The 25,010-nt window shown below is 71.0% G+C and carries 28 protein-coding genes and 2 pseudogenes; 14 read left to right on the top strand and 16 right to left on the bottom strand.

Annotation, left to right across the window (positions count from 1 at the left end):
* The first annotated feature begins 87 nt into the window (after window positions 1-87).
* Window positions 88-542 (top strand): annotated as a pseudogene (locus RKD05_RS11045) (SRPBCC family protein).
* Between the two features lie 68 nt (window positions 543-610).
* Here the strand turns inward: RKD05_RS11045 and RKD05_RS11040 are convergent.
* A pseudogene (locus RKD05_RS11040) lies at window positions 611-1,604 on the bottom strand (aldo/keto reductase).
* A 132-nt stretch (window positions 1,605-1,736) separates the two neighbouring features.
* Here RKD05_RS11040 and RKD05_RS11035 point away from each other — a divergent pair.
* Together RKD05_RS11035 and RKD05_RS11030 are read left to right on the top strand one after the other, a co-directional pair.
* Complete coding sequence (locus tag RKD05_RS11035; RefSeq protein WP_424710037.1) at window positions 1,737-2,156, top strand: hypothetical protein; 420 nt, start codon at window positions 1,737-1,739, stop codon at window positions 2,154-2,156.
* Window positions 2,157-2,176: 20 nt separating this feature from the next.
* Window positions 2,177-3,196: an epimerase gene (locus RKD05_RS11030; RefSeq protein WP_424710035.1), complete on the top strand. Its 1,020-nt coding sequence runs from the start codon at window positions 2,177-2,179 to the stop codon at window positions 3,194-3,196.
* Window positions 3,197-3,210: 14 nt separating this feature from the next.
* Here the strand turns inward: RKD05_RS11030 and RKD05_RS11025 are convergent, their stop codons facing one another.
* Window positions 3,211-3,369 (bottom strand): hypothetical protein, encoded by a 159-nt coding sequence (locus RKD05_RS11025; protein ID WP_022880165.1) that lies wholly within the window; start codon window positions 3,367-3,369, stop codon window positions 3,211-3,213.
* A gap of 142 nt (window positions 3,370-3,511) precedes the next feature.
* Here RKD05_RS11025 and RKD05_RS11020 point away from each other — a divergent pair, with 142 nt between their 5' ends.
* Window positions 3,512-3,772, top strand: a complete 261-nt coding sequence (locus tag RKD05_RS11020) for a hypothetical protein (RefSeq protein WP_022880164.1) — start codon at window positions 3,512-3,514, stop codon at window positions 3,770-3,772.
* Between the two features lies 1 nt (window position 3,773).
* Here the strand turns inward: RKD05_RS11020 and RKD05_RS11015 are convergent, their stop codons facing one another.
* A complete protein-coding gene (locus RKD05_RS11015) occupies window positions 3,774-4,706 on the bottom strand; it encodes a helix-turn-helix domain-containing protein (RefSeq protein ID WP_424710033.1) in 933 nt (310 codons plus the stop codon).
* A gap of 120 nt (window positions 4,707-4,826) precedes the next feature.
* On the opposite strand from RKD05_RS11015, the gene RKD05_RS11010 reads away from it, so the two are divergent.
* Window positions 4,827-5,288 carry a GNAT family N-acetyltransferase gene (locus RKD05_RS11010; protein WP_424710032.1) on the top strand — a complete coding sequence of 154 codons (462 nt, stop codon included), beginning with the start codon at window positions 4,827-4,829 and terminating at the stop codon, window positions 5,286-5,288.
* Window positions 5,289-5,445: 157 nt separating this feature from the next.
* On the opposite strand, the gene RKD05_RS11005 is transcribed toward RKD05_RS11010, so the two are convergent.
* The 3 genes from RKD05_RS11005 to RKD05_RS10995 are packed head-to-tail and all read right to left on the bottom strand — an operon-like array spanning window position 5,446 to window position 8,203.
* Window positions 5,446-6,339: an SDR family oxidoreductase gene (locus RKD05_RS11005; protein WP_424710031.1), complete on the bottom strand. Its 894-nt coding sequence runs from the start codon at window positions 6,337-6,339 to the stop codon at window positions 5,446-5,448.
* 54 nt (window positions 6,340-6,393) lie between these two features.
* Window positions 6,394-6,732 (bottom strand): hypothetical protein, encoded by a 339-nt coding sequence (locus tag RKD05_RS11000; RefSeq protein WP_424710029.1) that lies wholly within the window; start codon window positions 6,730-6,732, stop codon window positions 6,394-6,396.
* A gap of 4 nt (window positions 6,733-6,736) precedes the next feature.
* Entirely contained in the window at window positions 6,737-8,203 is a 1,467-nt protein-coding gene (locus tag RKD05_RS10995; RefSeq protein ID WP_424710027.1) for a glycoside hydrolase family 15 protein, read from the bottom strand.
* A gap of 165 nt (window positions 8,204-8,368) precedes the next feature.
* On the opposite strand from RKD05_RS10995, the gene RKD05_RS10990 reads away from it, so the two are divergent.
* Window positions 8,369-8,929 carry a Dps family protein gene (locus RKD05_RS10990; RefSeq protein WP_424710025.1) on the top strand — a complete coding sequence of 187 codons (561 nt, stop codon included), beginning with the start codon at window positions 8,369-8,371 and terminating at the stop codon, window positions 8,927-8,929.
* Window positions 8,930-8,992: 63 nt separating this feature from the next.
* On the opposite strand, the gene RKD05_RS10985 is transcribed toward RKD05_RS10990, so the two are convergent.
* From RKD05_RS10985 to RKD05_RS10975, 3 genes are all read right to left on the bottom strand, one after another.
* On the bottom strand, window positions 8,993-9,319 hold the full coding sequence (locus RKD05_RS10985) for a hypothetical protein (protein ID WP_424710023.1): 327 nt from the start codon (window positions 9,317-9,319) through the stop codon (window positions 8,993-8,995).
* Between the two features lie 117 nt (window positions 9,320-9,436).
* A complete protein-coding gene (locus RKD05_RS10980; protein ID WP_424710021.1) occupies window positions 9,437-12,031 on the bottom strand; it encodes a DEAD/DEAH box helicase in 2,595 nt (864 codons plus the stop codon).
* Window positions 12,032-12,057: 26 nt separating this feature from the next.
* Entirely contained in the window at window positions 12,058-12,819 is a 762-nt protein-coding gene (locus RKD05_RS10975) for a hypothetical protein (protein ID WP_424710020.1), read from the bottom strand.
* Window positions 12,820-12,936: 117 nt separating this feature from the next.
* On the opposite strand from RKD05_RS10975, the gene RKD05_RS10970 reads away from it, so the two are divergent.
* From RKD05_RS10970 to RKD05_RS10960, 3 genes are all read left to right on the top strand, one after another.
* On the top strand, window positions 12,937-13,971 hold the full coding sequence (locus RKD05_RS10970) for an LLM class flavin-dependent oxidoreductase (protein ID WP_424710018.1): 1,035 nt from the start codon (window positions 12,937-12,939) through the stop codon (window positions 13,969-13,971).
* 218 nt (window positions 13,972-14,189) lie between these two features.
* Window positions 14,190-14,471 (top strand): GlsB/YeaQ/YmgE family stress response membrane protein, encoded by a 282-nt coding sequence (locus RKD05_RS10965; RefSeq protein WP_424710017.1) that lies wholly within the window; start codon window positions 14,190-14,192, stop codon window positions 14,469-14,471.
* A gap of 82 nt (window positions 14,472-14,553) precedes the next feature.
* Complete coding sequence (locus tag RKD05_RS10960) at window positions 14,554-15,213, top strand: nucleoside/nucleotide kinase family protein (protein WP_424710016.1); 660 nt, start codon at window positions 14,554-14,556, stop codon at window positions 15,211-15,213.
* Here RKD05_RS10960 and RKD05_RS10955 read toward each other — a convergent pair.
* On the bottom strand, window positions 15,210-15,899 hold the full coding sequence (locus RKD05_RS10955) for a hypothetical protein (protein ID WP_424710015.1): 690 nt from the start codon (window positions 15,897-15,899) through the stop codon (window positions 15,210-15,212). The genes RKD05_RS10960 and RKD05_RS10955 overlap by 4 nt on opposite strands.
* 89 nt (window positions 15,900-15,988) lie before the next feature.
* Here RKD05_RS10955 and RKD05_RS10950 point away from each other — a divergent pair, with 89 nt between their 5' ends.
* From RKD05_RS10950 to RKD05_RS10935, 4 genes are all read left to right on the top strand, one after another.
* Window positions 15,989-16,351, top strand: a complete 363-nt coding sequence (locus tag RKD05_RS10950) for a GntR family transcriptional regulator (protein ID WP_063256219.1) — start codon at window positions 15,989-15,991, stop codon at window positions 16,349-16,351.
* Window positions 16,348-17,244, top strand: a complete 897-nt coding sequence (locus RKD05_RS10945) for an ABC transporter ATP-binding protein (RefSeq protein ID WP_424710014.1) — start codon at window positions 16,348-16,350, stop codon at window positions 17,242-17,244. The genes RKD05_RS10950 and RKD05_RS10945 overlap by 4 nt, the downstream gene beginning before the upstream one ends.
* A gap of 103 nt (window positions 17,245-17,347) precedes the next feature.
* The gene (locus tag RKD05_RS10940; protein WP_424710012.1) at window positions 17,348-17,971 is read left to right on the top strand and encodes a hypothetical protein; all 624 of its coding nucleotides are present in this window, start codon (window positions 17,348-17,350) and stop codon (window positions 17,969-17,971) included.
* A gap of 55 nt (window positions 17,972-18,026) precedes the next feature.
* Window positions 18,027-18,941: a GNAT family N-acetyltransferase gene (locus RKD05_RS10935; RefSeq protein ID WP_424710011.1), complete on the top strand. Its 915-nt coding sequence runs from the start codon at window positions 18,027-18,029 to the stop codon at window positions 18,939-18,941.
* Window positions 18,942-18,944: 3 nt separating this feature from the next.
* On the opposite strand, the gene RKD05_RS10930 is transcribed toward RKD05_RS10935, so the two are convergent.
* Window positions 18,945-19,469 (bottom strand): hypothetical protein, encoded by a 525-nt coding sequence (locus tag RKD05_RS10930; RefSeq protein WP_424710009.1) that lies wholly within the window; start codon window positions 19,467-19,469, stop codon window positions 18,945-18,947.
* Window positions 19,470-19,559: 90 nt separating this feature from the next.
* Here RKD05_RS10930 and RKD05_RS10925 point away from each other — a divergent pair, with 90 nt between their 5' ends.
* Complete coding sequence (locus tag RKD05_RS10925) at window positions 19,560-20,864, top strand: DUF222 domain-containing protein (protein ID WP_424710007.1); 1,305 nt, start codon at window positions 19,560-19,562, stop codon at window positions 20,862-20,864.
* A gap of 15 nt (window positions 20,865-20,879) precedes the next feature.
* Here the strand turns inward: RKD05_RS10925 and RKD05_RS10920 are convergent, their stop codons facing one another.
* The 5 genes from RKD05_RS10920 to RKD05_RS10900 form a co-directional block, all read right to left on the bottom strand.
* Window positions 20,880-21,446 carry a ribonuclease H family protein gene (locus RKD05_RS10920; protein WP_424710005.1) on the bottom strand — a complete coding sequence of 189 codons (567 nt, stop codon included), beginning with the start codon at window positions 21,444-21,446 and terminating at the stop codon, window positions 20,880-20,882.
* A gap of 58 nt (window positions 21,447-21,504) precedes the next feature.
* Window positions 21,505-22,554: a phosphogluconate dehydrogenase (NAD(+)-dependent, decarboxylating) gene (gene gnd, locus RKD05_RS10915; RefSeq protein ID WP_424711814.1), complete on the bottom strand. Its 1,050-nt coding sequence runs from the start codon at window positions 22,552-22,554 to the stop codon at window positions 21,505-21,507.
* A gap of 91 nt (window positions 22,555-22,645) precedes the next feature.
* Entirely contained in the window at window positions 22,646-23,149 is a 504-nt protein-coding gene (locus RKD05_RS10910) for a bifunctional nuclease family protein (RefSeq protein ID WP_424710003.1), read from the bottom strand.
* Between the two features lie 28 nt (window positions 23,150-23,177).
* Entirely contained in the window at window positions 23,178-23,798 is a 621-nt protein-coding gene (locus RKD05_RS10905; RefSeq protein ID WP_424710002.1) for a response regulator, read from the bottom strand.
* Window positions 23,795-24,958, bottom strand: a complete 1,164-nt coding sequence (locus tag RKD05_RS10900) for a sensor histidine kinase (protein ID WP_424710000.1) — start codon at window positions 24,956-24,958, stop codon at window positions 23,795-23,797. Before RKD05_RS10900 ends, RKD05_RS10905 begins: the two co-directional genes overlap by 4 nt.
* Between the last annotated feature and the right edge of the window lie 52 nt (window positions 24,959-25,010).

Genomic DNA, 25,010 nt, shown 5'->3' with positions numbered 1-25,010 from the left:
CCTCAACCCCGGGGCCGGCGAATGGGATCGCGCGAAGACTGGCATCCCCGGATCGCCGAGACCCCCGGATCACCGAGAGAGGACATCATGGCCCAGGTCATCGAAACCATCGACGTCGACGTTCCCGTCCGCGTCGCCTACAACCAGTGGACGCAGTTCGAGGAGTTCCCCCACTTCATGAGCTTCGTCGAGTCCATCACTCAGAAGACCGACACGCTCACGCACTGGAAGGTCAAGATCGCGGGCGCGGAGAGCGTGAGTTCGACGCCGAGATCACCGAGCAGCACCCCGACGAGCGCGTCGCGTGGAACAGTGTCGGCGGCGAGGAGAATCACGCCGGCGTCGTCACGTTCCACCGCCTCTCCGACAACGAGACGCGCGTGACCGTGCAGATCGACTGGGAGCCCACGGGGCTGCTCGAGAAGGCCGGTGCCGTGTTCGGCGCCGACGACCACTCGGTCAAGAAGGACCTGAAGAACTTCAAGGAGTACATCGAGTCGCGCGGCGCCGAGTCCGGCGCCTGGCGCGGCGACGTCAGCTGACGTCTTCTCGCACGAACACGGATGCCGGACCCCCTCGGGGATCCGGCATCCGTCATGTCAGGAGAGGCTCACCACTGCGGGTGGATCTCGGCGCGCAGTCGGCGGTCGTAGACGTCGCGCACGAGCGCGTCGAACGCGTCCACGTCGAACCCGCCCTCGAGCAGGTCGGCCGCGGCGGCGTTGGCCTCGGCCTGCTCGGCCGAGCGCGCCCCCCGGGATGACGGAGGTCACACCCTCGCGCGACGCGATCCACGCGAGCGTCGCCGCGGGGAGCGTCACGCCCTCCGGCAGCGCCGCCTTGAGTTCGTCAGCCGCGGCGACCCCCTCGGCGAACGGGACGCCCGAGAACGTCTCGCCCTTGTCGAACGCCTCGCCGTTGCGGTTGTACGTGCGGTGGTCGTCCTTGTCGAACGTCGTGTCGGCGGTGTATTTGCCCGAGAGCAGACCGCTCGCGAGGGGAACGCGAGCGAACACCGCGACGCCCTTCTCGGCGGCGAGCGGGAGCACCTCGTCGAGGGGCTTCAGACGGAACGGGTTGAAGATGATCTGCAGGTTGGTGAGGTTCGGACGACGGAGCGCCGAGAGGGCCTGGTCCATCGTCTCGACCGACACCCCGTACGCCGCGAGGACGCCCTCGGACACCAGCTGGTCCAGCGCGTCGTACGTGGCATCGTCGTCGATCACGGCCGACGGCGGGCAGTGCAGCTGCACCAGGTCGAGCGTGTCCTGCGCGAGGAGGCGGCGCGACCGGTCGGTCCACGCGCGGAAGTTCTCCATCGTGTAGTTCTCGGGCACCTGCTCTGCCCGGCGCCCCATCTTGGTCGCCACCGTGATGCCCCCGGCATCCGTCTTCTGCAGGAATGCGCCGATGAGCTCTTCCGAGCGCCCGTCGCCGTACACGTCGGCGGTGTCGAAGAGCGTGACGCCGGCGTCGGCCGAGGCGCCGAGGACCTGCATCGCCGCGTCTTCGCTCACCCCGCCCCAGTCGGGCCCGAGCTGCCAGGTGCCGAGGCCGATGGCCGAGATCTCGCGGCCAGTGCGGGAGAGGGGACGCTGCTGCATTGCGGTTCCTTTCGGGGGTCTCCCCGAGCCTATCCAGCCCCTCCGACATCGGGGTCGACGGCCCCGTCAACCCCGTCATCGCGCTGCGCCCGGCGGCCTAGCGTGGGCTCCCACCCCATCGGAAGGACCACCGTGACCACTTCTCCCGAGAACCTGCCCGGCGCCGATCACGAGAAGACCGTGTCGGATGCCGAGGGCCTCGCCGCCGACGTCCCCGCCGGCGGTGCGGGAGCCGACACGGGCGCCGTGTCGGCCGCCGAGATCGACGACGCCGACGAGGCCCGCGTGCAGAACGTCTCGAGCCAGAACGACATCCCGGGCGTGGGGACCCGCGCCGCCGACGGCGACGGGGAGCACGGCACCGACGACGCTCGCGGCTCGACCTCCCGCCACGACCCGGACGAGTCCGACGAAGCATCCGTTCCCGCGACCGACGGGGAAGAGCATGCGGATGCCGACTCCCCCATCGCGCGGTTCCAGCCCGGCGTCGGGCGCGACTCGGCGGAGTCGAGCAGGATCGCGCAGAGCCTCCCCGACCCCGACGACGCCTGACCCGCCCCTAGGCTGGCCGGATGACAGCCTCCCCGGATGCCCCGCCGCGCGTCGTGATCGCCGGCGCGAGCGGCTTCGTCGGCCGCGCCCTCACTGCGGCGTTCGGCGAGGACGGCTACGACGTCGCCACGATCGGCCGCACCGGCACCGCGACGTGGGGCGACCCGGCCGGAATCGCGCGGCTCGTCGACGGCGCCGACGTCCTCGTGAACCTCGCGGGCAAGATCGTGTCCTGCCGCTACACCGACGCGAACCGCGACGAGATCCTGCGCTCCCGGGTGGACACGACGCGCGCTCTCCACCGGGCGGTCCAGGATGCCGCGCGCCCGCCCCGCGTCTGGATGAACGCCTCGACCGCGACCATCTACCGCCACGAGACCGAGTGCGGCAACGACGAGTTCGACGGCGTGATCGGCGACGGGTTCTCGGTCGACGTCGCCACGAGCTGGGAGCGAGCGTTCTTCGACGGCGACCTCCCCGCGACGCGCCGCGTCGCCCTCCGCATGGCGATCGTGCTGGGCGACGGCCCCGCCACGCGCATGCTCCTCGCCCTGGGGAAGCTGGGCCTCGGCGGCCCGCAGATCGACAGCTGGTGGTTCCCGCATCGCCGCTACCGAGGTATCGGGACGCGACCGACCGGACCCGTGTGGTCGTCGTGGCACCGCACGCGCGGACGGCAGCGGTTCAGCTGGATCCACGTCGACGACGTCGTGGCATCCGTCCGCTTCCTGCGCGACCGGGACGACATCGCCGGGCCCGTCAACCTCGCAGCTCCCGGCGTGAGCGACAACCGCACCCTCATGCGCGAGGTGCGCCGCGTCGCGGGGATGCCGGTGGGCCTCCCGGCGTTCCGGTGGATGCTCGACCCCGCCATGGCGATCCTCCGCAACGAACCGGAGCTGGTGCTGAAGAGCCGGTGGGCCGTGCCCGCGGTGCTGACGCGGGCGGGATTCGCCTTCGCGCACGACGAGCTGGGGCCGGCGCTGGATGCCGTGGCATCCGTGCGCCGGCCCCGGGCCCGCGATCTCTTCTCGGCCTGAGAAGAGCCGATCGGTCAGGTGTTGCGGCGCACGAAGCGCAGCAGCGCGGCGATGACGCCGATGATCAGGATGATGATCCCGATCCACAGGAGGAACTTCACGGCCTCGACGAAGATGCCGAGGAACAGGAAGACGAGTCCGATGACGATGAGGAGAATGGCGAGTGCTGGCATGCTCCCCACTGTCCTCTGTCGGATTGCGCCGACCCACGCCCTTGACACGGACCTCGGCGGCGAGGCACGCGCGTGTCAAGCACCCTCCGCGTGTGGGTTGTCCGGTCTAGCGTCGGACGCGTCACTGATAGAAAGGCGCATCATGGGCGATCGCGACACCACCGGACACGGCACCGGCCCCGAAGAGGGCGAGTACACCGAGGTCGAACTCCCCGACGGTGAGGAAGCCGGACGCAACCTCGACGCCCCCGGCGAGTACGTCGACGCCGAGCTCGCCGACGGCACGGCCGCGCGTCCGCGCGCCGACGAGCCCGGGTCGTACACCGACGTCCAGCTCCCCGACGGCGACGAGGACCGCGACGACGTCGAACGGCCCGGCGAGTACACCGACCGCGATCGCTGAGTCAGCGCTCCAGCGTGACCTGCGGATCCGTCCGGTAGGCCGCGCGGTACGCGGCGACGAACGCGAGGACGTCGACGAAGCCCCACCGCAGGGCGATCTCCGCCACGGACGAACGCGTCGGATCGGATGCCACGAGGTCCGCGTGCGCGGCGCTCACCCGGGCCTGCGCGAGGTAGGCCTCGGGCGTGACGGCGAGGTGCGCGTTCGCCGCGAAAGCCCGCCGCAGGCCGACGGCGGACGTGCCCACCGCGCGCGCGGCGTCGTCCGCGGTCACCGGGAGGGACGCGTGATCGTCCATCCAGCTCGTCGCGGCAGCGTAGATCGCGGCCTGTTCGATCGCCGAGGCCCGGCGTTCGCGGGGATCGCCCACGAGAGGGAATGCCTCGAGGGTCGCCGCCACGATCGCCCGCCGGACGTGGGCGCGCACCAGCGGCTCGGACAGCAACGGCAGCTGCGTGAGCGACCAGCGCAGCGTCGCGAGCCAGTAGTCGCGCAGCCGCGGCGACACGGGAGCCGTCCCCTCGAATCTCACCTCGAGGCCGTCGTCGCCGTAGATGACGCGCGCCGCTTCGGTCAGGTGCGCCGCATCGAAGGCGACCATCTCGACGACCGTGCCGTCCGCGCGCCCGAGGAGCTCCTGACCGGGCTGCACGATGCCGGGCGTCACGCTGTACTCCCCTTCCGCAGACCCGATGCGCCAGGTGTACCCGGGAGTGGATGTGGCGAAGAAGAAGCGATCGGCCTCGTAGACGACCTCGGCGCGACATCCCCACGAGAGACGTCGAAGGGCGAAGGCGTCATCACCGGCGGCTCGCTCGGCGAGCGTTCCTGCGTCGGACTGCACGTCGACGCGCCCGTACTGTGTACGGAGCCATTCGAGGGCTTCGGCGGGCTCGGCCGTGCGGACGCGCGCGTCGAAGTAGTCGCTGCTCATGGACCTGCGGCACCTCGCTCCCGCTGGACTGCGCCACCGCCATAGTAGTTAACCCGCGGACCCCTCTGGCACGCTCTTCTCGCCCCCGATAGTTCACCCCTTCCCCGAAAGGCGCCCCCCATGACCGACTCGCCCGTCATCCGAGGCATCCATCCCGACGACGCCGGCGAGGTGCTGACGATCCAGCGCGCGGCCTTCGCCAGCGAGGCGCTGATCTACGGCGATCCCGACATGCCGCCGCTCACGCAGACCCTGGAGGAGCTCGAGGCAGAACTCGTCGAGAACCTCGGCTGTGTCGCCATCGTCGGGCACCGCGTCGTGGGCGCCGTCCGGGCACGCATATCGGGCGACCTGCTGCTCATCGGGCGTCTCGCGATCGCCCCGGATCAGCAGGGCGGCGGCCTCGGGTCGAAACTCCTCGCGGCGGTCGAGAAGCGGGGGCGCGCGGCCGGCGCCACCGAAGCCGAGCTCTTCACCGGTGGACTGAGCGAGGCGAATCAGCGCCTGTACGAGCGCGAGGGCTACCACCGCACCGAGACGACCGCCGACGGAGAGATCTTCTACCGCAAGCCGCTCGCCTGACGCACCGGCATCCGCCGACGTTCGGCCCGCGCCCTGCACGTTTTCCACCTTCGGTGTCCCAGACACGCGGATGCCACGGCCGACAGTCCGCGTGTCTTGGACACTCAACGGGCCGGGCGGGGTCGCTGCAGACCCCGACCCGACCCGTGGCGCAGCCTTAGGGCGTCGGCATCCCGCCGTTGACGTTCAGGGTCTCGCCGATGACGTAGCTGGATTCCGCGGATGCCAGGTAGACGTAGGCCGGGGCGAGCTCGGCGGGCTGTCCCATGCGACCGAGGGGCGTCTCCTCCCCGAACTCGGCGACCTTCTCCTGGGGCTGCCCGTCCGACACCTGCAGCGGCGTCCAGATGGGACCCGGGGCGACGGCGTTGACGCGGATGCCCTTCGGGGCCAGCTGCTGACCGAGCGCCTTGGTGAACGCGTTGATCGTCGCCTTCGTCGAGGCGTAGTCGACGAGGATCGCCGACGGCGAGTATGCCTGGATCGAGGTCGTGTTGATGATCGCCGACCCGGCCGGAAGGTGCGGCAGGGCCGCCTTGGTCACCCAGAACATCGCGTACACGTTGGTCTTGAACGTGGCGTCGAACTGCTCGTCGGTGAGGGTCTCGAGGTCTTCGTTGAACAGCTGCTTGCCGCCGTTGTTCACGAGGATGTCGAGCCCGCCGAGCTCCTCCACGGCCTGCGCGACGAGCGCGCGGCAGTACTCGGGGTCGCGCAGGTCGCCGGGGATCTGCGCGACGGTCGCGCCGGCCTCGCGCAGGATGCCGGCGATGCGGTCGGCATCCTCCTTCTCCTCCGGCAGGTACGACATCGCGACCGAGGCGCCCTCGCGGGCGAACGCGATCGCGGTGGCCGCGCCGATGCCCGAGTCGGCGCCGGTGATGAGGGCCCTGCGCCCCTCGAGCCGACCGCTGCCGACATAAGTGTCCTCGCCGAGGGCGGCCTTCGGCGACAGCTCGGCATCCAGGCCCGGCTCGGGCTGGTGCTGCTTCGAGGGTTCGATGTCGGCGTAGAGCTTCGCGGGGTCGGAGAAGGTGTACTGGCTGGTCATGGCGAGTCCTTTCAGGGGGGATGCCGGGGCGCGTGCCGCCCCGACGGGGGAAGGTCAGCGGTCGCCGAGGTCTGCCTCGTCGACCACCTCCCGGATGACGAGGGCGGCGTTGATGAGCGCGAGGTGACTGAGCGCCTGCGGGAGGTTGCCCCAGAACGCCCCGTCGTCCTCGGCGATCATCTCGGCGTATATGCCGACGTCGTTGGCCTGGGCGACGAGCGCGTCCATCGCCTCGATCGCCTCGGCGTGACGGCCGACGCACGCGAGGGCTGTGGCTCGCCAGAACGCGCACGCGACGAACGTGTGCTCCTCCTGGTCCATGCCGGTGTAGCGGTAGACGAGGTGGTTCGAGGTTCCGAGGCGTTCGGTGATGGCATCCACGGTCCTCGACATGCGCTCACCGCGATCGAAACCGCGTGGGCGCGTGCAGGAGCACCGAGGCGTCGAGGTCGTCGGACCCGGGCCGCAGCGTGTAGGCCTGCAGGGTCTCGGACCAGCAGTTCTCCTCGACCCACGCGTGGATGCGATCGCGCTCGGCGCGCCAACGGTCGCCGTTGTCGGGAATGTGCCCGCCGTCCGCGAGCCACTGCGCGTCATCCAGCGCTTTCCAGCAGCCCATCTTCGACGACGTGTAGTGCTCGAGTTCGGGCAGCTCCCACATGCCCGAGTCTTCGCGCCGCCACAGGTCGCACGTGCGGTCGGCGACGTCGGCGAGGAGCCGCCCGGTCTGGGTGTCGAGGCGGTTCCCGGCTTCGACGTAGGTGCGGCAGATCGCGAGGAGGTCGCCGTAGACACCGAGCTGCAGTTGGCCCTGGGCCGGATTGCCCGTGACGACGGGAGGGATGCCGTTCCACCCGGGCACCTCGTGCTTCTCGAGCCCGATGTCCGCGCCGCCGTCGAGCGTGTACATGACGCGCACCTCGGGGCCGTTCTCGCGGATCGTGCGCAGCATCCAGGACAGGGCCGCGTGCGTCTCCTCGCGCAGGCCGAAGCCGACCCATGCGTGCGCGGTATAGGCGAGGTCGCGCACCCACGCGAAGCGGTAGTCCCAGTTCTTGCCGCCGCGCGGGTTCTCGGGCAACGAGGTCGTCGCCGCCGCCGCGATCGCGCCCGTCGGGCTGAAGAGCAGGAGCTTGAGCGCGAGCGCGCTGCGCTGCACGTCGTCCGCCCACGGGCCCTCGTAGGAGAACTCGTCCGACCACATCTGCCACCCGCCGATGGTCCGGTCGATCCCTCGGTCGACGTTCTGCGCGTCGGGGACCCTCAGCGGTTCGCCCTCGGTCGCGGCGATCACGAGGAGGTGGCGCGAGCCCTTCGCGGTCGTGAACCCGCCCGAGATGCTCTCGCTCCGCTCGTCGGGTTGCCCGTGGATGCCATGCTCGTGGCCGACCACGGCGAGGGAGACATGACCGATCCGCATGATCGAGAACCCGTCGATGCGCTCGGTCCACGGCGCCGCCGAACGCAGCATGGTGCCCGGCTGCACACCCCACGCGAACTCGACCTCGCCCCGCACGCCCTCGACGCGCCGCGCGAGCTCGGCCCACGGCAACCGCCCCGCGATGCCGGTGACCATGGCATCCGTCAGCTTCGCCACCCCGGTCGCGGTCGTGAAGGTCGTCTCGAGGACGTTGGTGTGCGGGACGTAGCGCCGCTTCACCGTGTAGTCCCCCACCGGCGCGAGTTCGATGCAGCCGCCCGCGGACTCGTCGACGAGCCGCGCGAAGACGGGACGCGAGTGGAGGTTCGGCAGCGGCAGCCAGTCGACGGAGCCGTCGAGCCCGATCAGCGCGACCGTGCGTCCGTCGCCGATCGCGGCGTAGTCGCGCAGGGGGCGGGACGGCGAGGGCGGGGTCGTGGGCACGGTCCCACGCTAGGAACCGCTTGGCGCGCGGCTCCGGGGGTTGTCCATCCGGGGGCGAGCGGGTACGGGAGGTCGCTACCGCGGCATATCCGCCCTGGCAACCCCCGGCCCGATGCCGCGGACGCGACCTAACGTCGAGGACGACCGCGAGTGAAAGGAACGCGCATGTCCACCACCACGAAGGACGCCCCGACCAAGAACCGCCGTCGCCCGGCCCGCGGCGGCAGCGGCCCCGAGACCACCGAGGAGCAGAACGCCGAGAAGGGTTTCCAGGCCTCGGAGAAGCTGACCGACAGCCTGCAGGCCGTCCTCGTCGACCTCATCGAGCTGTCGATCCAGGGCAAGCAGGCGCACTGGAACGTCGTCGGCAAGAACTTCCGCGACACCCACCTGCAGCTCGACGAGATCATCGACGCCGCCCGCGAGTTCAGCGACACCGTCGCCGAGCGTATGCGCTCGCTGCACGCGCTGCCCGACGGCCGCAGCGACACGATCGCCGAGACGACCACGCTGCCGGAGTTCCCGCAGGGCGAGGTCGACACGGCCGAGGTCGTCGACCTCATCACCGAGCGCATCGACGCGACGGTCGGCACCGTCCGCGACGTGCACGACGACGTCGACGAGGAAGACCCGACGAGCGCCGACATCCTCCACTCCATCCTCGAGCGGCTCGAGCAGCTGTCGTGGATGGTCAGCGCGGAGAACCGCGTCGCACGCAAGTCCTGATTCATTCAGAACACACGGGATGCCGGGGCCTCAGGGCCTCGGCATCCGTCAATTCGGCGCGAGTCAGCCGCGTGCGATGAGGAACGGCGGATGCGGCCCCTCCATGCGGGCGACGGCGACCTTCAGCTCGGTGAGAGACCCGCCGACCTCTTGGAGTCGGCGGTCGACATCGGCGAATCGGCGGTCGACCTCGGCGAATCGGCGGTCGACCTCGGCGAATCGTGCGTCCGTGTGCGCTTCCAGACGGTCGAAGCGCTGATCCACCCGGTCGAAGCGCGCGCTGGTCCGTTTTTCAACACGGTCGAGCATCCACTTCATGCCGCCGAGAACGGAAGCCGAGCCCGAGAGCATGAGGCCGACCGCGGTCGCAATCATCGGCAGAGACTCCATGTTCGGCTCCTCTCGGGTGGAGTGATGACACGACTGTAGGCGTGCCCCGCGTCCGTCGTAGCCCATCCGGCGCGAACCGTGCACAACTTCACCCCGCCGCCCACCGGGGAGGAGGGGTCAGAGCCGCAGCACCTCGGTGACACGGACGACGGCCGTTCCTTCTTCCTCCGAGGCGGTGAGGTCGACCTCGGCGCGGATGCGCCAGTCGTGGTCGCCGGCCGGGTCGTCGATCGTCTGCTCGACGCGCCAGAGGCCGTCCGCCGCGGCCGACTCGTCGATGTCGACGTACGCCGACGACCGCGCTGCGCCGCCTGTGCCGATCGTGTCGTGCTCGTCGAAGTAGGCGTCGAGCGCCGCGGACCAGTCGACGTCCGGATCGAGCTCGGCGAGTTCGTCGTCGCGCTGGAGCGCGGCGAGCTGTACGCGGCGGAACATCTCGTTGCGCACGAGCACGACGAACGCGCGGTGGTTGGTGAGGATGGACGGCGGGGCCGGCGGCACGACGGGGGCCGACGGGTCGTCCGCGGGGTTGATGAGCTGCTCCCACTCGTCCACGAGGCTCGAGTCGACCTGCCGCACGAGTTCGCCGAGCCAGGCGATGAGATCGAGCAGGTCGGGCGTCTGCGCGTCGGCGGGGACCGTCTGCCGGATCGCGCGGTAGGCGTCGCTGAGGTAGCGCAGCACGAGTCCCTCGCTGCGGGCGAGCTGGTACAGCGACACGTACTCGCCGAACGAGCACGCGCGCTCGAACATGTCGCGCACGACCGACTTCGGCGACAGCTCGAAGTCGCGGATCCACGGCTGGCTCGACGCGAACACCTCGTAGGCCTGCGCGAGCAGCTCGTCGAGCGGCTTCGGCCAGGTGATCTCCTCGAGCAGTTCCATCCGCTCGTCGTACTCGATGCCCTCGCGCTTCATCGCGGCCACGGCCTCGCCGCGGGCGCGGAACTGCTGCTGCGACAGCACGGGGCGCGGGTCGTCGAGCGTCGCCTCGATGACGCTGACGACGTCGAGGGCATAGTGCCCGGTACCGACCGACGAGGCCGGGGGCGTGGCATCCGGTCCCCTCCCGAGTTCGACCTCGGGGTCGAGCAGCTCGATCGCGGCGAGCGCGAAGGGCGACAGCGGCTGGTTGAGTGCGAAGTTCGGCTGGAGGTCGACGGTGAGCCGAATGCGTGAGGGGTCAGAATCTGTCGCCTGGCCTCCCTCTGCGGCGACAGTTTTTGACCCCTCACGCGAGAGCGGCACGACCTCGACCACGCCCGCCTGCACGAGCGTGCGGAAGATCGCGATGGCGCGGCGGGCGAGGTCGTACTGCCGGGCGCGGGGCTCGTGGTTGTCGAAGACGAGGGAGCGGACGTTGCCGAAGACGTCGCCGCCGCGGGCGATGACGTTGATGAGCATCGCGGCGGTGAGCTTCATCTGCGGCTGGAGCGGCTCGGGCTCGGCCGCGACGAGACGGTCGTAGCTCTGCTCGGTCCAGTTGACGAAGCCCTGCGGCGCTTTCTTCCGGACGATCTTCTTCTGCTTCTTGAGGTCGTCGCCCGCTTTGGCGATCTGTGCGGCGTTCTCGATCTCGTGGTCGGGCGCCATGACGACGACGGTGCCCGCGGTGTCGTACCCGGCGCGGCCGGCGCGCCCCGCGATCTGGTGGAACTCGCGCGCCGAGAGCTGACGCATGCGCGTGCCGTCGTACTTCGTCAGCGCGGTGAGCAGCACGGTGCGGATCGGCACGTTGATGCCGACGCCGAGCGTGTCGGTGCCGCAGATGACCCGCAGGAGCCCGCGCTGCGCGAGCGTCTCGACGAGCCGCCGGTACCGCGGCAGCATGCCGGCGTGATGGACGCCGATCCCCGCGCGCACGTACCGCGACAGCGTCTTGCCGAAGCCGGTGGTGAAGCGGAAACCGCCGATCGCCTCGGCGATCTCGTCGCGCTGCTCACGCCCGATGATGCGGATGGACGACAGCGCCTGCGCGCGCTCCATCGCCGCGGCCTGCGAGAAGTGCACGACGTACACGGGCGCCTGGCGCGTGTCGAGCAACTCCTGCACGGTCTCGTGCACGGGCGTGCGGGCGTACTCGAAGTGCAGCGGCACGGGACGCTCGACGCCGGTGACCCGCGCCGTGGGGCGGCCGGTGCGGCGGGAGAGGTCGTCGGCGATGTCGGTGACGTCGCCGAGGGTCGCGGACATGAGGATGAACTGCGCCCGCGTCAGCAGCAGGAGCGGCACCTGCCACGCCCAGCCGCGGTCGGGTTCGCCGTAATAGTGGAACTCGTCCATGACGACCTGGTCCACCTCGGCATCCGGTCCCTGTCGGAGCGCGAGGTTCGCGAGGATCTCGGCCGTGCAGCAGATGATCGGGGCGTCGGAATTCACCGAGGAGTCACCCGTGACCATCCCCACGTTCTCGGCGCCGAAGATCTCGACGAGCGCGAAGAACTTCTCGCTCACCAGCGCTTTGATGGGGGCCGTGTAGTAGCTGCGGCCGCCTCGGGAGAGGGATGCCGCGTGCGCGGCGACAGCGACGAGGGACTTGCCCGTGCCGGTCGGGGTCGACAGGATCACGTTCGCGCCGGACACGATCTCGATGATCGCCTCGTCCTGCGCGGGGTAGAGCGTGAGTCCGCGGCCGCTCGCCCACTCGACGAACCCGAGGTAGGCGGCATCCGGATCGCTGCCTGCGGGCACGTGGTCGAGGAGGGAGGTCACTGCTCCACCCTCTCATCCGCCCGCGCTCACCCCGCGTCGCTGAAGACGCCGAGGTTCTCGCCGTCGAACACGAACTGCACGCTGGAGCCCGGCGGGAACCGCGCGACGAACGTGTCCGGCGCGGTGGAGTTGACCACGAACTGAGCGGTGGGCGGGAACACCCCCGCACCGCACCCCGACTGCGAGAAGCCGGAGTAGCCGCCCGCGTCGAGTTCGTCGACGGTCGCGGTCGGCGTGACGAAGATGCACGCGTTGCGCTCGCCCTCGGGTCCGAACTGCGCGTAGGCGACGAACGCGGTCATGCCGAAGAAGTCCGGGTAGGCACGACCCTCCGAGCTCGCGGGGCCGAAGATGCCGGGCATGGGGCGCCCGACCTCGGGCTTCAACGTCGCGATCTGGGGGACGCCCGCGCTGGTCTGCACGGGCAGGATGGCGACGCTCACCACCGTGAGCGCGCTCGAAAGCGCGGCCACCAGGGCCAGGGAGATTCCCCACAGCCAGAAGACCCGCCGGGACCGGATGGGGCGCCCGCGGCGCGGCGGCTCCTCGTCGGTCTCGGCGTCGGCGAACGCCTCGGGGAGGGGCGAGTCCTCCGGCACGGCCTCGACGATCTCGGCGGCCGAGACGGCCTCCGTCGCTGGGGCCACGGGCCGCGCGAACTCCCGCCGCTGCTGGTCCTCGAGCTCCGCGAGGCGCTGCAGCGCACCCGGATCGGCGGAGATGTCGGCGTCGGGCCCGTAGGCCCGGGCGCGGAGGCGGCGCAACTCCTCGGGAATCTCGTCGCTCACCCTCCGCATCGTGCCACACGGCGGCGCGCGAAGGAGCCCGAACGGTCGCCCGCATCCCCGCGCCACGCGCTCGTCCATTCGCGGGAATAGATCGGCGGATGCCGCGTTGGACTCGTCATGCGCTCCTTCGGCACCCTCTCCTTCGGGCATTACGGCCCTCTCGGCGGCGGCCATCACCTCTCCGCCGGCGACTCGATGCTGCAGGCGATCGACCTCGCCCAGGGCATGGACGACCTCGGCGTGAACGGCATCTCGTTCCGCGTCCACCACTTCGCCCGGCAGCAGGCGGCCCCGATGCCGCTCCTCGCGGCGATCGCGGCGCGCACCTCGCGGATCGAGGTCGGCACCGGCGTCATCGACATGCGGTACGAGAACCCGCTGATGCTCGCCGAGGAGGCGGCATCCGTCGATCTCATCAGCGGCAACAGGCTCGCTCTCGGCGTGAGCCGCGGGTCACCCGAGACCGTCCTCCGCGGGTACGAGGCGTTCGGCTACACCGGGTCCGAGGACCCGCGCGGTGCCGACATCGCCCGCGACCACTTCGATCTGTTCCTGCGCGCGATCGACGGCGAGGGCCTCGCCGAGCGCGACCCGATGAGCCCGTTCGGCGGCGGCACGGGTCTGCAGCGGATCGAGCCGCACTCCCCCGGCCTGCGCAAGCGCATCTGGTGGGGCGCCGGCACGACCGGGACGGCCGAGTGGGCCGGGCGCACCGGCGTGAACCTCATGTCGTCGACGCTCCTGACCGAGGCCGACGGCACGCCGTTCGACATCCTCCAGGCGCGTCAGCTCGATGCCTTCCGCGACGCCTGGAAGCAGGCGGGACACGCCGGCGAGCCGCGCACGTCGGTGAGCCGCAGCATCTTCCCCATCGTGAGCGATGAGGACCGCCTGTACTTCGGCGGTTCGGCGGGCTCCGATCAGATCGGCGTGATCGACGGCATGCGGTCGACGTTCGGCAAGACGTACGCGGCCGAGCCCGACGTGCTCGTCGAGCAGCTCCAGAACGACGCCGCAGTGATGAGCGCCGACACCCTGATGCTGACGATCCCGTCGCAGATGGGCGTGGAGTTCAACCTCCGTCTCGTCGAGAACTTCGCGCGCTACGTCGCGCCCGCCCTGGGCTGGCAGCCGACCCTCGCGACGGTCTGACCCGCCTCTCCGAACGGACCTGGATTCCAGTGAACTGGCATCCGGGTCCGTTTCCTGTCTCAAGAGGCGCGGTGCGAATCGGGGGCGCGCAAGGATAGCCACCCGCCCGCTCGCGCTCAAGGGCGCGGCGCGGCGGCCAGGGCGTGCGTAGCGTGTGGGGTCGTCCCTCACCCCCGGGACGACCGGCCAACCGGCCACCTCACAGCAAGGAGAACATCGTGCTTTGGACGATCCTCGGCCTCATCATCGTGGGCCTCATCGCCGGCTTCATCGCGCGTGCCGTCATCCCCGGCAAGCAGAGCATGGGCATCCTCATGACCATCGTCCTCGGAATCGTCGGCTCGTTCGTCGGCGGCTTCCTAGGATTCCTGATTTTCGGCAGCGACCCGATGGGCGGCTTCCTGCAGCCGTCGGGCATCCTCGGTTCGATCATCGGCGCGATCATCGTGCTCGGCATCTACGTCTTCGCGACGCGCGGCCGCAGCGCCCGCGCGCGCTGACCCGCACCCCACGACGCCCCCGCGTCGCCCGGCACCGGCCGGGGACGCGGGGGTTCGTCATGTGCGGCGGTAGGTTCGGGCCGTGCACTCTCACTCCGGACCTCGACCGGACGCCGTCGCCGCCCTCGCCGACCGTGTCGAGCGCGCGGCATCCGGACCGTCCCGATTCCTGCTCGCGATCGCGGGGAGCCCCGGCAGCGGTAAGACGACGCTCGCCGCGGCACTCGTCGCCGAACTGAACACCCGGAACCCGGGCACGGCGGTGGCGCTGCCGATGGACGGCTTCCACCTCGCCAACGCCACCCTCGACCGTCTCGGCCGCCACGATCGCAAGGGCGCGATCGACACGTTCGACGGGTGGGGCTTCCTCGCCCTGTTACACCGGGTCCGCACCGAGACCGGGCATACGGTCTTCGCGCCGAGTTTCCGCCGCGAGGTCGACGAGGGCGTCGCGGGCGAGATCGCCATCGAGCCGGACGCGCGCGTCGTCGTCGTGGAGGGCAATTACCTGCTCGTCGACGACGGCCCCTGGGCGCGCGTGCGCGACGCGCTCGATGAGGCGTGGTTCTGCTCCGCGCCGAACGCTGTCCGCGAGGTGCGGCTCGTCGAGCGGCACACGCGGCACGGCCGCACCGTCGAGGCCGCCACGGCGTGGGCACGGGAGGTCGACGGCGTCAACGCCGCGCTGATCGAGGCCACGCGGGGCCGAGCAGATCTCGTCGTCTCGGGCGAGATCGTCTAGGCCACGGCGAGCGTCGACACCGCGAGATCGAGGAACGGCAGGACGTCACGATCGAGGACGACCGTGCAGACGACCCGCTCGGCGACCTCGAGACCCACGGCGTAGACGAACGGGTCGGTGTCGATGTGGAGCGCCGACCGCCGCTCCCCGTCGACCACCAGCGACGCGGGCGCCACCGACGAGGGCGCCACCTCGCCCGCGAAGTGGACGCCGATCGGAATCGGCAGCCCGAGCTGTTCGCGGAACGAGTTCCGCAGCACGTGGTTCGCGTGGTGGACGAGCTGGCTCGACACCGTGGCATCCGTCCGCTCGGCGCCGTAACGGGTGGTGCGCACCGCATCCTGCAGCATGGGGTAGCGGAACAGCTGCGCCATCTCCCTGATCCATGCGGGGCGGCCCCACGGCGGCTCGTCCTCGATGGATCGCCGCGTGCGCTCGTCGAGTTCGCGCTCGTTGCGCGGGTCGTCGTGATTCTCCGGATGCCGCCAGAACGTGTAGCCGAACGTCACCGACCATTCCTCCTGCGCGGAGCCAATTCCCCCCTCGACGAAGCCGGCGCCGGGCAGCCGCGAGAGCGCGGGCTGGGGCGTCAGCTCGAGGACGCGGAAGGGCACGGTGCGCACCCGCGCGTCCGCCGCGAGCCGCGGGTCGGGCGCATCTTCCGGAATGACGCCGGCGAACTCCATGTGCCCAGTGTGCCGCCGACGCCGCGGTATTGACATCCCCGGATCTACCTCATAGGTTCATTACTCAAGTAACGAACCAAGGGAGCCGAATGCTCGACGACGCGAAGCCGATCTTCCTGCAGATCGCCGACTCGATCGCCGACGGCGTGCTCGCTGGGAGCTACCCGGAGGGAACGCAGGTCCCCTCCACGAACGAGCTCGCCGCCTTCCACCGCATCAACCCCGCGACGGTCGGCAAGGGTCTCGGACTGCTCGTCGACCGCGGCATCCTGCACAAGCGACGCGGACTCGGCATGTTCGTCAGCGAAGGCGCCCGCCAGCGGCTCCGCGACGAACGCACCACGGCCTTCCGTGCCGACTTCGTCGCACCGCTTCTCGCCGAGGCCCGCTCGCTCGGCCTCGATCTCACCGACCTCCACCGCATCATCGATCAGGAAGGGGCATCCTCATGATGCAGCCCGCCGTCCGCCTGTCGGGGGTGTCGCGACGCTTCCGGCGCACGCGGGCCCTCGATGACCTCACCCTCGACATCCCGACGAACGCCATCACGGGCCTGCTCGGCCGCAACGGCGCGGGTAAGACGACGCTCATGTCGATCATCGCCGGCCACGACCGCCCCACCTCCGGAACCGTCCGGGTGTTCGGCGTCGACCCGTTCGAGGATGCCACGACCATGTCCTCCATCAGCTTCGTCCGCGACAACCAGCGCTACCCCGAGGACTTCACGCTCCGCCAAGTGCTCGAGGTCGCTCCCCTGTTCCACGCGGGCTGGAGCACCGAGATCGCCGAGCACCTCGTCCACGGGTTCCGGCTCCCCCGCAAGACCGCGATCAAGAAGCTGTCGCGCGGTCAGGCGTCGTCGCTCGGGATCGTGCTGGGCCTCGCCTCGCGCGCGCCGCTGACGATCTTCGACGAGCCGTATCTCGGATTGGATGCCACGGCCCGCCGCTTCTTCTACGACACCCTCATGCAGGACTACCTCGAACACCCCCGCACGGTCCTCGTGTCCACGCACCTCATCGACGAGATGGAGCCGCTCCTCGAGCACGTCGTGATCGTCGACGAAGGACGCCTCGTCCGCTCGACCACGGCCGACGACCTGCGGGGCAGCGCCGTCACGGTCAGCGGGGTCACGGCAGCGGTCGAGGCCGTGGCGGCGGGGCGACCCGTGCTGCAGCGCCGGACGATCGGCGGTCTCTGCTCCCTCGTCCTCGAGACACCGGCCGACGACGCGCTGCGCCGCGCCGCCGCCGGAGCAGGCGTGCAGCTCGCCCCGGCCACCCTGCAAGACCTCGTCGCCGCGTACGGCGTCGAGTCCGAGTCGCTGGAAGGAACGCGCGCATGACCACTCTCTCACCGCCGCCGCTCGGCGCGGCGCCACTCCGCTCGACGTCCTCCGCCTGCACTTCTCGCAGCGCGGCCTGCTCCTTCGGACCCCGCCCCTGATCATGCTCGTCGTCTTCGCACTGACCGTCGTCTTCGCCGTCATCTTCTTGCGGATGGGCTCCGTGCCCGGCAGCAGCGAGTGGGTCCAGAACAGCAGGAGCAACGCCGCCGTCTTCTGGGCCCTCCCGGGATTCTTCGGCTGGCTCGGCGTACAGACTGTTTCGTTGACTTTCCCACTCGCGTTGTCTCTGGGGACGACCCGCAGGACGTTCGTGGTCGGCACCGTCCTGAGTCACGTCGCGATCTCGCTCTACGTCACGGCGATGCTGCTCGTCCTCCTCGGCATCGAGCTGGCGACGGGGCACTGGTTCTTCGACATCTACATGACGGACGTCTGGATCCTGGGCGCGGGCGATCCGTTCCAGCTCGCCGTGACATCGTTCCTCGCGACGCTGGCGGTCCTCTCGGTCGGCGGGGCGTTCGCCGCCGCCTGGGTGCGATTCGGGGCGCTCGGGCCGACGGCCCTCGCCGCGGTGCTGGTGCTGGCACTGGGACTCATCGCGATCCTCGTCATCCCGTTCGCGGCCGACGTCCAGCCCTGGTGGGCCGCACTGGCCACCGGGATCGCCATCGTGCTGGCGTTCCTCGGTCAGTACGCGCTGCTGCGACGCGCATCGGTGCGCTGACCGTGGCCACGTCGCTGCGGGGCTCACGTTCGGGCCCCGGTCGGAAGGCGGATCCGTGCCGCTGCGCCTGACGCCCCTCGCCGCCGCGGGAGAGGACCGCGACGAGCTCGTGTCCTTCCTCACGCGCAACGTCTTCCCGTTCCATGTGCGACCGCAATCCACGGAGGAGCAGGTCAGGGCGGCGATCGACGCCGGGGAATGGGGGGACGGGGACACCGAGGCACTCTGGATCGATGACGAGGAGCGCGGGCGAGTCGGTGTCGTTCGCCTCCATGACCTCGCTGACGCCACAGCCATGGTCGACCTGCGGCTCGGTGAGCAGCATCGCGGCTTCGGCCTCGGAGCCTTGGCCCTCACTGCGGCGACCGACCACGTCTTCCGAGAACACACCGCCGTCATCCGCCTCGAGGGCCAGACGCGCGAGGACAACATCGCGATGCGCAGGACCTTCGAGCGCTGCGGGTGGGTTCTCGAGGCGCACTATCGCGACGGATGGCCGGTCACGGACGGCGAGCACGTGGCATCCGTCGCCTACAGCGTGCTCCGTCGTGACTGGGCGAAGGGAACAACGACGCCCGTGCCGTGGGGCGCGACGCCGCCGGTACTCGATGGCCGGTCACGGGATGCCGAGGCCCTCATCGCCGCAGCGTGGGAGGCCGAGGAGCGCCTCCTCATGCCGACCGTCCGCGGCGATGCGGCCCGACTACGCGAGCTGCTTGCGGAGGGCTTCGTCGAGATCGGCCAGTCCGGACGCCGCTGGACACGGGACGAGATCATCGCCGCGCTGGCATCCGATCCCGGCCGCGGCGACGTCGAGATCGGCGAGCGCGCAGCACGACAGCTCGCGCCCGGGCTGGTGCTGCTGAACTATCTGTTGCGCTTCGACGGGCGGAGCAGCCGCCGTACGTCCATCTGGCGCTGCGACCCCGAGCCGCGGTGCGTGTTCCACCAGGGCACGTCCGTTCCGTAGGGGTCAGCGGGGCGGCGGCACCGGCATCGTGCCGTCGAGCGTCCAGCCGTTTCCGTCGACGGCGCCCGCGCCCGGGCGCTCGGCGTCGCGGCGGACCGCATCGGCATCCGCGTACAGCAGCTTGACGAGTCCGCGCTGCTCCCACATGTGCTGGCGCGAGTACGCGTCCTCGAACATGACGAACGCACCCCCGCCCGTACGGCGCCGAAGCTCGGCGAGCCACGCGACGTACGCCGGATCGGCGACGGATGCCGAGGCGAACGGCTGCGCGAGTTCGATGAGGCGGTCGGTGATGGCATCCACGGTCCAGTCGGTGCGACCGTCATTGAACAGGTCCCATCCGCCGGCGCTGGAGTAGGCGAAGAGGGCGTTGTGCTCGTCTTCCTCGCTCCCGTCCGGCACGTTGATCCGGCACCGCCAGTGGCCCGTGGCGTAGAAGTAGGCGACGATCCGCATTCCGTCGAACCCGCGCTCGTGCGCGCGGGCGACCGCCGCGACCAGGGCGAATTCCGGTCTGTTCTCACTCATGGGGGCCTTCCGTCGGGGATGCCTCCACGGTAAGCGATCGCCTGTGGATAGCCGCCGCTCGATGTCGGAGGTCCGTGGCAGCATGTGTGCATGTCAGATCGACCGCCCGTCTTCGACGATCGGGAGGATGCCGTCCTCACCGACGCCGTCGCCGCGCTCGTCGAGAGCGAGCGGGCGCTCGCCGAGATCGAGGCGGCCCGCGTCGTGCAGTTCGCCGCCGCGATGCGCGTCGCGCTCGAGCGGTCGAAGAACCGCCCGCGCGCGGTGCAGGAACGCGAGATGGCGCTGCGGTCGATCGCGGCCGAGATCGGCGTGGCCCTCCGGTGGAACGACCGCACCGTCCAACGCCGACTCGGCGAGGCGCTACAGCTCGTCGACGACTTCCCCGCGACATTGGAGGCGCTGGCCGAGGCGCGGATCAGCGCGCGGCACGCCGCAGTCATCCGCGACGTGGGCGTCGAGCTCGACGACCCGGTCGTGCGGGCCTCGTACGAGTCCCGCGTGATCGAACGCGCCGCGACCGACACCGTCGCGGGCACTCGGGCGTTCGCGCGCGCCCTCGTCGAGGAGCTCCAGCCCGTCTCGATCAGCGAGCGATACGCGCAGGCAGAGCAGCAGCGCCGCGTCTGGATCGACGACGACGTCGACGGCATGGCGCGACTCGGCGTGCTCGACGGGGCGGCGAAGATCCGCGCGATGTACGACCGCCTCACGCGGCAGGCACGGTCGATCCGCTCCGTTCCTCAGCCGGAGAGCGCCGGGGACGATCCGGATGCCGTGGACGACCGCCGCACGATCGACCAGGTCCGCGCCGACCTGCTGTGCGACCTCGTCCTGACCGGGCAGCCCGCGATCGACCCCACCGCCGACGCGCTCCCCGGCGGCCTCGGCGCGATCCGGGCGCACGTCTCGGTCGTCGTCCCCGCACTCACCGCCGCCGGGGCGAGCGACCGCGGAGCCTCGATCGACGGGCAGAGTCCGATCGACGCCGACACCGCGCGCCACCTGCTCGCGGGGGCACCGGCGTGGGACCGGGTCGTCACCCACCCCGTGACGGGCGCGGTGCTCGCGGTCGACCGCTACCGCCCCTCCCCCGCGATCCAGCGGTTCGTGCGGGCCCGCGACGTTCATTGCCGGTTCCCCGGATGCCGACGACCGGCGCGCGCGTGCGAGATCGACCACAGCGAGGACCACGCCCGGGGCGGACCGACCGCCCGCACCAACCTCGCCTGCCTGTGCACCCGGCATCACACGCTGAAGACCGAGACCTCGTGGACAGCGCGGCAGGGTCCCGACGGCAGTATCGAATGGACGAGTCCCCTCGGGAACACGGTCACCGATCGCCCCGAGCGGTACGTCGCTTTCGTGCCCGAGCCTGATCCACCGCCGTTCTGACGAACGAACCCGGGCTCACCGCCCGTTGCGGTCCGCGGCCGAGCGCGGCGGCGCCGACGCGACGTCGAGCCTGTCGAGGCCGCGCAGCGACGTCCAGATCAGCTCCTCGCCCTTCGCGGCGTGCTGCGACGCGCGGACGGCGCGCTCATCGGCCCACGAGTTCAGCACGTGCCCGCTGTGCCCGCGCACGTGCTCGAGCACCACGTCGGGAAGCCCCGCGGCCCGGCGTGCATCACGGGCGGCGATGAGCGCCTCGAGGATGCCACGGTTGGCGACCGGCTTCTTCGCGGAGGTGACCCATCCGCGACGGCGGTGGCCGTCCATCCACGACGAGTACGTGTCGATCGCGTACTTCGAGTCGGCCTGCACGACGAGGTCGCGCACGTCGGCGTGATCGGTGATCGCGTGCAGCAGGCCCAGGAGCTCGCCGATGTTGTTCGTTCCTTCGGGGATCGACCCGGCGGCCCAGTGGCCGTCCTCGCCGACCCAGGCCCAGCCGGCCGGTCCGGGGTTCCCCTTGCACGCGCCGTCGGTGGCGACGACGTAGCGGTCGGAGGACGCGGGCGCGGAGGGATCGCTCATCCCTCTAGTCTCCCCGACGGCGGTCCCCCGCCGCGCACGCGTCCCCGACCGAGCGGTCTCAGCTTCCGCTGCTGTCGGCCTTCTTGCCGCCGGCTTCGAGCACGTCGCCCGCGGGGAGCTCCTGGTGTCCGCCGAACTGCAACCGCATCGCGGAGAGCACCTGGTTGGCGAAGTGGTCCTCGCCGCGCGAGGCGAAGCGCTCGAACAGCGACGACGCGAGCACGGGAACCGGAACGCCGGTGTCGACGGCCGCCTTCACGGTCCAGCGTCCTTCGCCCGAGTCGGACACGCGCCCGGCGAGGCCGTCGAGCGTGGGGTTCTGGGCGAGCGCCGCGGCCGTGAGGTCGAGCAGCCACGACGAGATCACCGATCCGCGCCGCCACAGCTCCGACACCTTCGCGGTGTCGATGTCGAACTGGTAGAACTCGGGCTCCTCGAGCGGCGCGACCTCGGCGGAGTGCTCGCCCTGCTTCAGGCCCGCGTCGGCGTTGTTCAGGACGTTCAGGCCCTCGGCGAGCGCGGCCATGATGCCGTACTCGATGCCGTTGTGGACCATCTTCACGAAGTGGCCGGCGCCCGACGGTCCGCAGTGCAGGTAGCCGCGCTCTTCGGGCGTGTAGTCGCCGGTGCGGCCGGGCGTGCGCTCGATGTCGCCGGGACCGGGGGCGATCGTGCGCAGGACGGGCTCCAGGTGGGCGACGGCCTCGTCCGGGCCGCCGACCATGAGGCAGTAGCCGCGCTCGAGACCGAACACGCCGCCGCTGGTTCCGATGTCGACGTAGTGGATGCCGGTGTCCTTGAGCTTCGCGGCCCGACGCACGTCGTCGCGGTAGTTGGAGTTGCCGCCGTCGATGATGATGTCGCCCGGCTCGAGCACCTCGGCGACCTGGTCGACGACGTTGCCGGTGAGCCCCGCGGGGATCATGAGCCAGACGACGCGCGGCGCCTCCAGCTTCGCGGCGAGATCGGCGAGGCTCGAGGCCCCGACGGCCCCCTCCTTCGCCAGGCCGCCCACCGCGTCCTGGTTCACGTCGTACACGACGCAGTCGTGGCCGTCTTTCATGAGCCTGCGGACGATGTTTCCGCCCATTCGTCCGAGTCCGACCATGGCGAGTTGCATTCGTACCCCGTTCATCGTGATGTCCGCCACGACGGGCGGCTCTTCGAGTCTAGGAGCGTGCGAGAGGGCGGCGGCCGGGTCAGCCCTGGAAGTCTTCGGGGTCGACATCGTCGAGGAATCGGCGGAACTCCTCCACTCGGTCGTCGTCTCCGCGCGCGTCGAACTCGACAGCACCCTCGGGCACACCCGCCACGGCGAAAACGGCCTCGGCGACCGCGACCGGCGCGTCCGTCCGGGCCGCGAGGGCGATCGCATCCGAGGGTCGGGCGTCGATGATCAACGGACCCTGCGGGGTGCGCAGGTGGATCTCGGCGTAGAAGGTTCCCTCGGTCAGCCGCGTCACCTGGACGCGCTCGACGGATGCCGAGAGCTGACGCAGCATCACGACCATGAGGTCGTGCGCGAGCGGCCGCGGGGTGGCTGCCCCCTCGAGGGCGACGAGGATCGACATCGCTTCCTGCGGGCCGATCCACACCGGGAGGACCGTCCCGTCCTCGACGCTCGACCCGGGCAGGGGCGCGAGCAGGATCACGTGCTGCTGGGCGGAGTCCAGGGCCACTCCGAGCACGCGAACCGGGACCATGCCGCCATCGTACGGGGCGAGCGCGCGGTCACCGCAGGACCCCCAGTGCCCGCGCCGCCGAGACCGCCGCCGTGCGGGAGGAGACGCCGAGCTTGGAGAAGATGTGGGCGAGGTGCGACTTCACCGTCGCGTCGGTGATGTGCAGGCGCGCGGCGACGTCGGCGTTGGACGCCCCGCGGGCGACGAGCCGCAGCACCTCGATCTCGCGCGCGGACAGGCTGACCCGCGGTTCCCGCAACCGGGCGAGGAGCCGCCCGGCGATCGCGGGGGCGAGGGCGCTCTGCCCCGCAGCGGCGGCGCGGACGCCCGCGAGCAGCTCATGCGGAGGCGCGTCCTTGAGCAGGTAGCCGCTGGCACCGGCCTCCACGGCACCGAGGATGTCGCCGTCGGTGTCGTAGTTGGTGAGCACGAGCACGTACGGCGGAGCCGGGAGCGCGCGGACCCGGCGCGTCGCCTCGGCGCCCGCCGCCCGCTCGCCGAACTGGAGGTCCATGAGGACGAGCTCGGGCGAGAGGTCGGCGGCGAGGGCGACCGCCTCGTCGGGCGTCGCGGCGTCGCCGACCACCTCGATGTCGGGCTCGGCTTCGAGCAGCGCCCGGACCCCGGCGCGGACGACGGGATGGTCGTCGGCGATCACGACCCGGATCACGACGCCGCACCCCGCAGGGTGACCGCCACCACGGTGCCCGCCCCCGGCGCGCTCTCGACCGTCAGGTCGCCGTCGAGCTGCTCGACGCGTTCGCGCATCGCCCGGAGGCCGAAGGAATCGGTCCCGGATGCCGCGCCCTCGACGCCCGCGGGATCGAATCCGCGTCCGTCGTCGGCGATCGTCAGCCGCACGTCCGCGCCGTCCTGGGCGAGCGCGACGCGCACGCGGCCCGCGTCGGCGTGCTGCGAGACGTTCGCGAGCGCCCCCTGCGCGATGCGCAGGAGAGCCGTCTGCGCATCCATCGGCAGAGACACCTCGCTCGGCACCGACGCTTCCACATCGATGCCCTCCCGCTGCGCCCACCCCTGGACGAGCCGCTGCAGCGCGGGCCCGAGACCCCGGTCGAGGGTCGGGGGCGCGAGCTCGCGGATGAACCGCCGCGTCTCGGCGAGACCGTCGGCGGCGGTCTGCCGCGCGAGCCGGATGTGGGCGATGCCGGGGCCCGTGGCATCCGCCCGCTCCGCCGCGTAGAGCAGCATCTGGATGCTCGAGAGGCCCTGCGCGACGGTGTCGTGGATCTCGCGCGCCAGACGGGCACGCTCGGCGAGGACGCCCTGCTCGCGTTCGGTCGCCGCCAGCCGGTCGCGCGTGGCGAGCAGCTCCGCGACGAGGGCCTCGCTCTCGACGCTCCGACGTTGGAGCGCTCCGTAGCCGAGCCCGATGAGCAGTGCGACACCCGCCCCCACGAGCGGTCCCACGACCCCGCCCACGGTGAGCCCGCCGTGGACGGCGAGCGCGACGATCGTCACCGCGGTCGCCGCGACGACCGCCGCGGGCCCGGTCCACCCCGGCAGGAGGTGCAGGTAGAGGAAGAACAGCGGGAAGACGAGGTAGGCGGCCTCGGGCACGAGCCACAGCAGCGGCACCCACACGAGCGTCAGCGCACCGATCCACGCGGCGCCGCTCGCGCGGTTGCGCGTGCGCGCGATCCACAGCCCCGCCAGGTACACCGCCGCGAGGACCGCGACGAGCGCGAGCGCCCACGGCGACCCGCCGGTCCACACGACACGGACGACGACGAGCGCGAGGAGCCCGACGAACAGCGCGTGGAGCCCCGCGCGCAGCCCGGTGAAGACGGGGGCCAGGGTGCGGTGCGGCATGTCGGTTCCAGGGTACGGATGCCACGCGCCCCGCGAATCATCCGAAAGGTGG

The organism is Microbacterium sp. SLBN-111, from assembly GCF_049739645.1.
GTDB lineage: Bacteria > Actinomycetota > Actinomycetes > Actinomycetales > Microbacteriaceae > Microbacterium.
This window is presented reverse-complemented; position numbering and strand designations above follow the sequence as displayed.

Bases quoted from the DNA above. Each gene is read 5' to 3' on its own strand.
- RKD05_RS11030 (WP_424710035.1), top strand. From the start codon at position 2,177: ATGACAGCCTCCCCGGATGCCCCGCCGCGCGTCGTGATCGCCGGCGCG.
- RKD05_RS11025 (WP_022880165.1), bottom strand. From the start codon at position 3,369: ATGCCAGCACTCGCCATTCTCCTCATCGTCATCGGACTCGTCTTCCTG.
- RKD05_RS11020 (WP_022880164.1), top strand. From the start codon at position 3,512: ATGGGCGATCGCGACACCACCGGACACGGCACCGGCCCCGAAGAGGGC.
- RKD05_RS11015 (WP_424710033.1), bottom strand. From the start codon at position 4,706: ATGAGCAGCGACTACTTCGACGCGCGCGTCCGCACGGCCGAGCCCGCC.
- RKD05_RS11010 (WP_424710032.1), top strand. From the start codon at position 4,827: ATGACCGACTCGCCCGTCATCCGAGGCATCCATCCCGACGACGCCGGC.
- RKD05_RS11005 (WP_424710031.1), bottom strand. From the start codon at position 6,339: ATGACCAGCCAGTACACCTTCTCCGACCCCGCGAAGCTCTACGCCGAC.
- RKD05_RS11000 (WP_424710029.1), bottom strand. From the start codon at position 6,732: ATGTCGAGGACCGTGGATGCCATCACCGAACGCCTCGGAACCTCGAAC.
- RKD05_RS10990 (WP_424710025.1), top strand. From the start codon at position 8,369: ATGTCCACCACCACGAAGGACGCCCCGACCAAGAACCGCCGTCGCCCG.
- RKD05_RS10985 (WP_424710023.1), bottom strand. From the start codon at position 9,319: ATGGAGTCTCTGCCGATGATTGCGACCGCGGTCGGCCTCATGCTCTCG.
- RKD05_RS10970 (WP_424710018.1), top strand. From the start codon at position 12,937: ATGCGCTCCTTCGGCACCCTCTCCTTCGGGCATTACGGCCCTCTCGGC.
- RKD05_RS10955 (WP_424710015.1), bottom strand. From the start codon at position 15,899: ATGGAGTTCGCCGGCGTCATTCCGGAAGATGCGCCCGACCCGCGGCTC.
- RKD05_RS10950 (WP_063256219.1), top strand. From the start codon at position 15,989: ATGCTCGACGACGCGAAGCCGATCTTCCTGCAGATCGCCGACTCGATC.
- RKD05_RS10945 (WP_424710014.1), top strand. From the start codon at position 16,348: ATGATGCAGCCCGCCGTCCGCCTGTCGGGGGTGTCGCGACGCTTCCGG.
- RKD05_RS10940 (WP_424710012.1), top strand. From the start codon at position 17,348: ATGCTCGTCGTCTTCGCACTGACCGTCGTCTTCGCCGTCATCTTCTTG.
- RKD05_RS10930 (WP_424710009.1), bottom strand. From the start codon at position 19,469: ATGAGTGAGAACAGACCGGAATTCGCCCTGGTCGCGGCGGTCGCCCGC.
- RKD05_RS10925 (WP_424710007.1), top strand. From the start codon at position 19,560: ATGTCAGATCGACCGCCCGTCTTCGACGATCGGGAGGATGCCGTCCTC.
- RKD05_RS10920 (WP_424710005.1), bottom strand. From the start codon at position 21,446: ATGAGCGATCCCTCCGCGCCCGCGTCCTCCGACCGCTACGTCGTCGCC.
- gnd (WP_424711814.1), bottom strand. From the start codon at position 22,554: ATGGTCGGACTCGGACGAATGGGCGGAAACATCGTCCGCAGGCTCATG.
- RKD05_RS10910 (WP_424710003.1), bottom strand. From the start codon at position 23,149: ATGGTCCCGGTTCGCGTGCTCGGAGTGGCCCTGGACTCCGCCCAGCAG.
- RKD05_RS10900 (WP_424710000.1), bottom strand. From the start codon at position 24,958: ATGCCGCACCGCACCCTGGCCCCCGTCTTCACCGGGCTGCGCGCGGGG.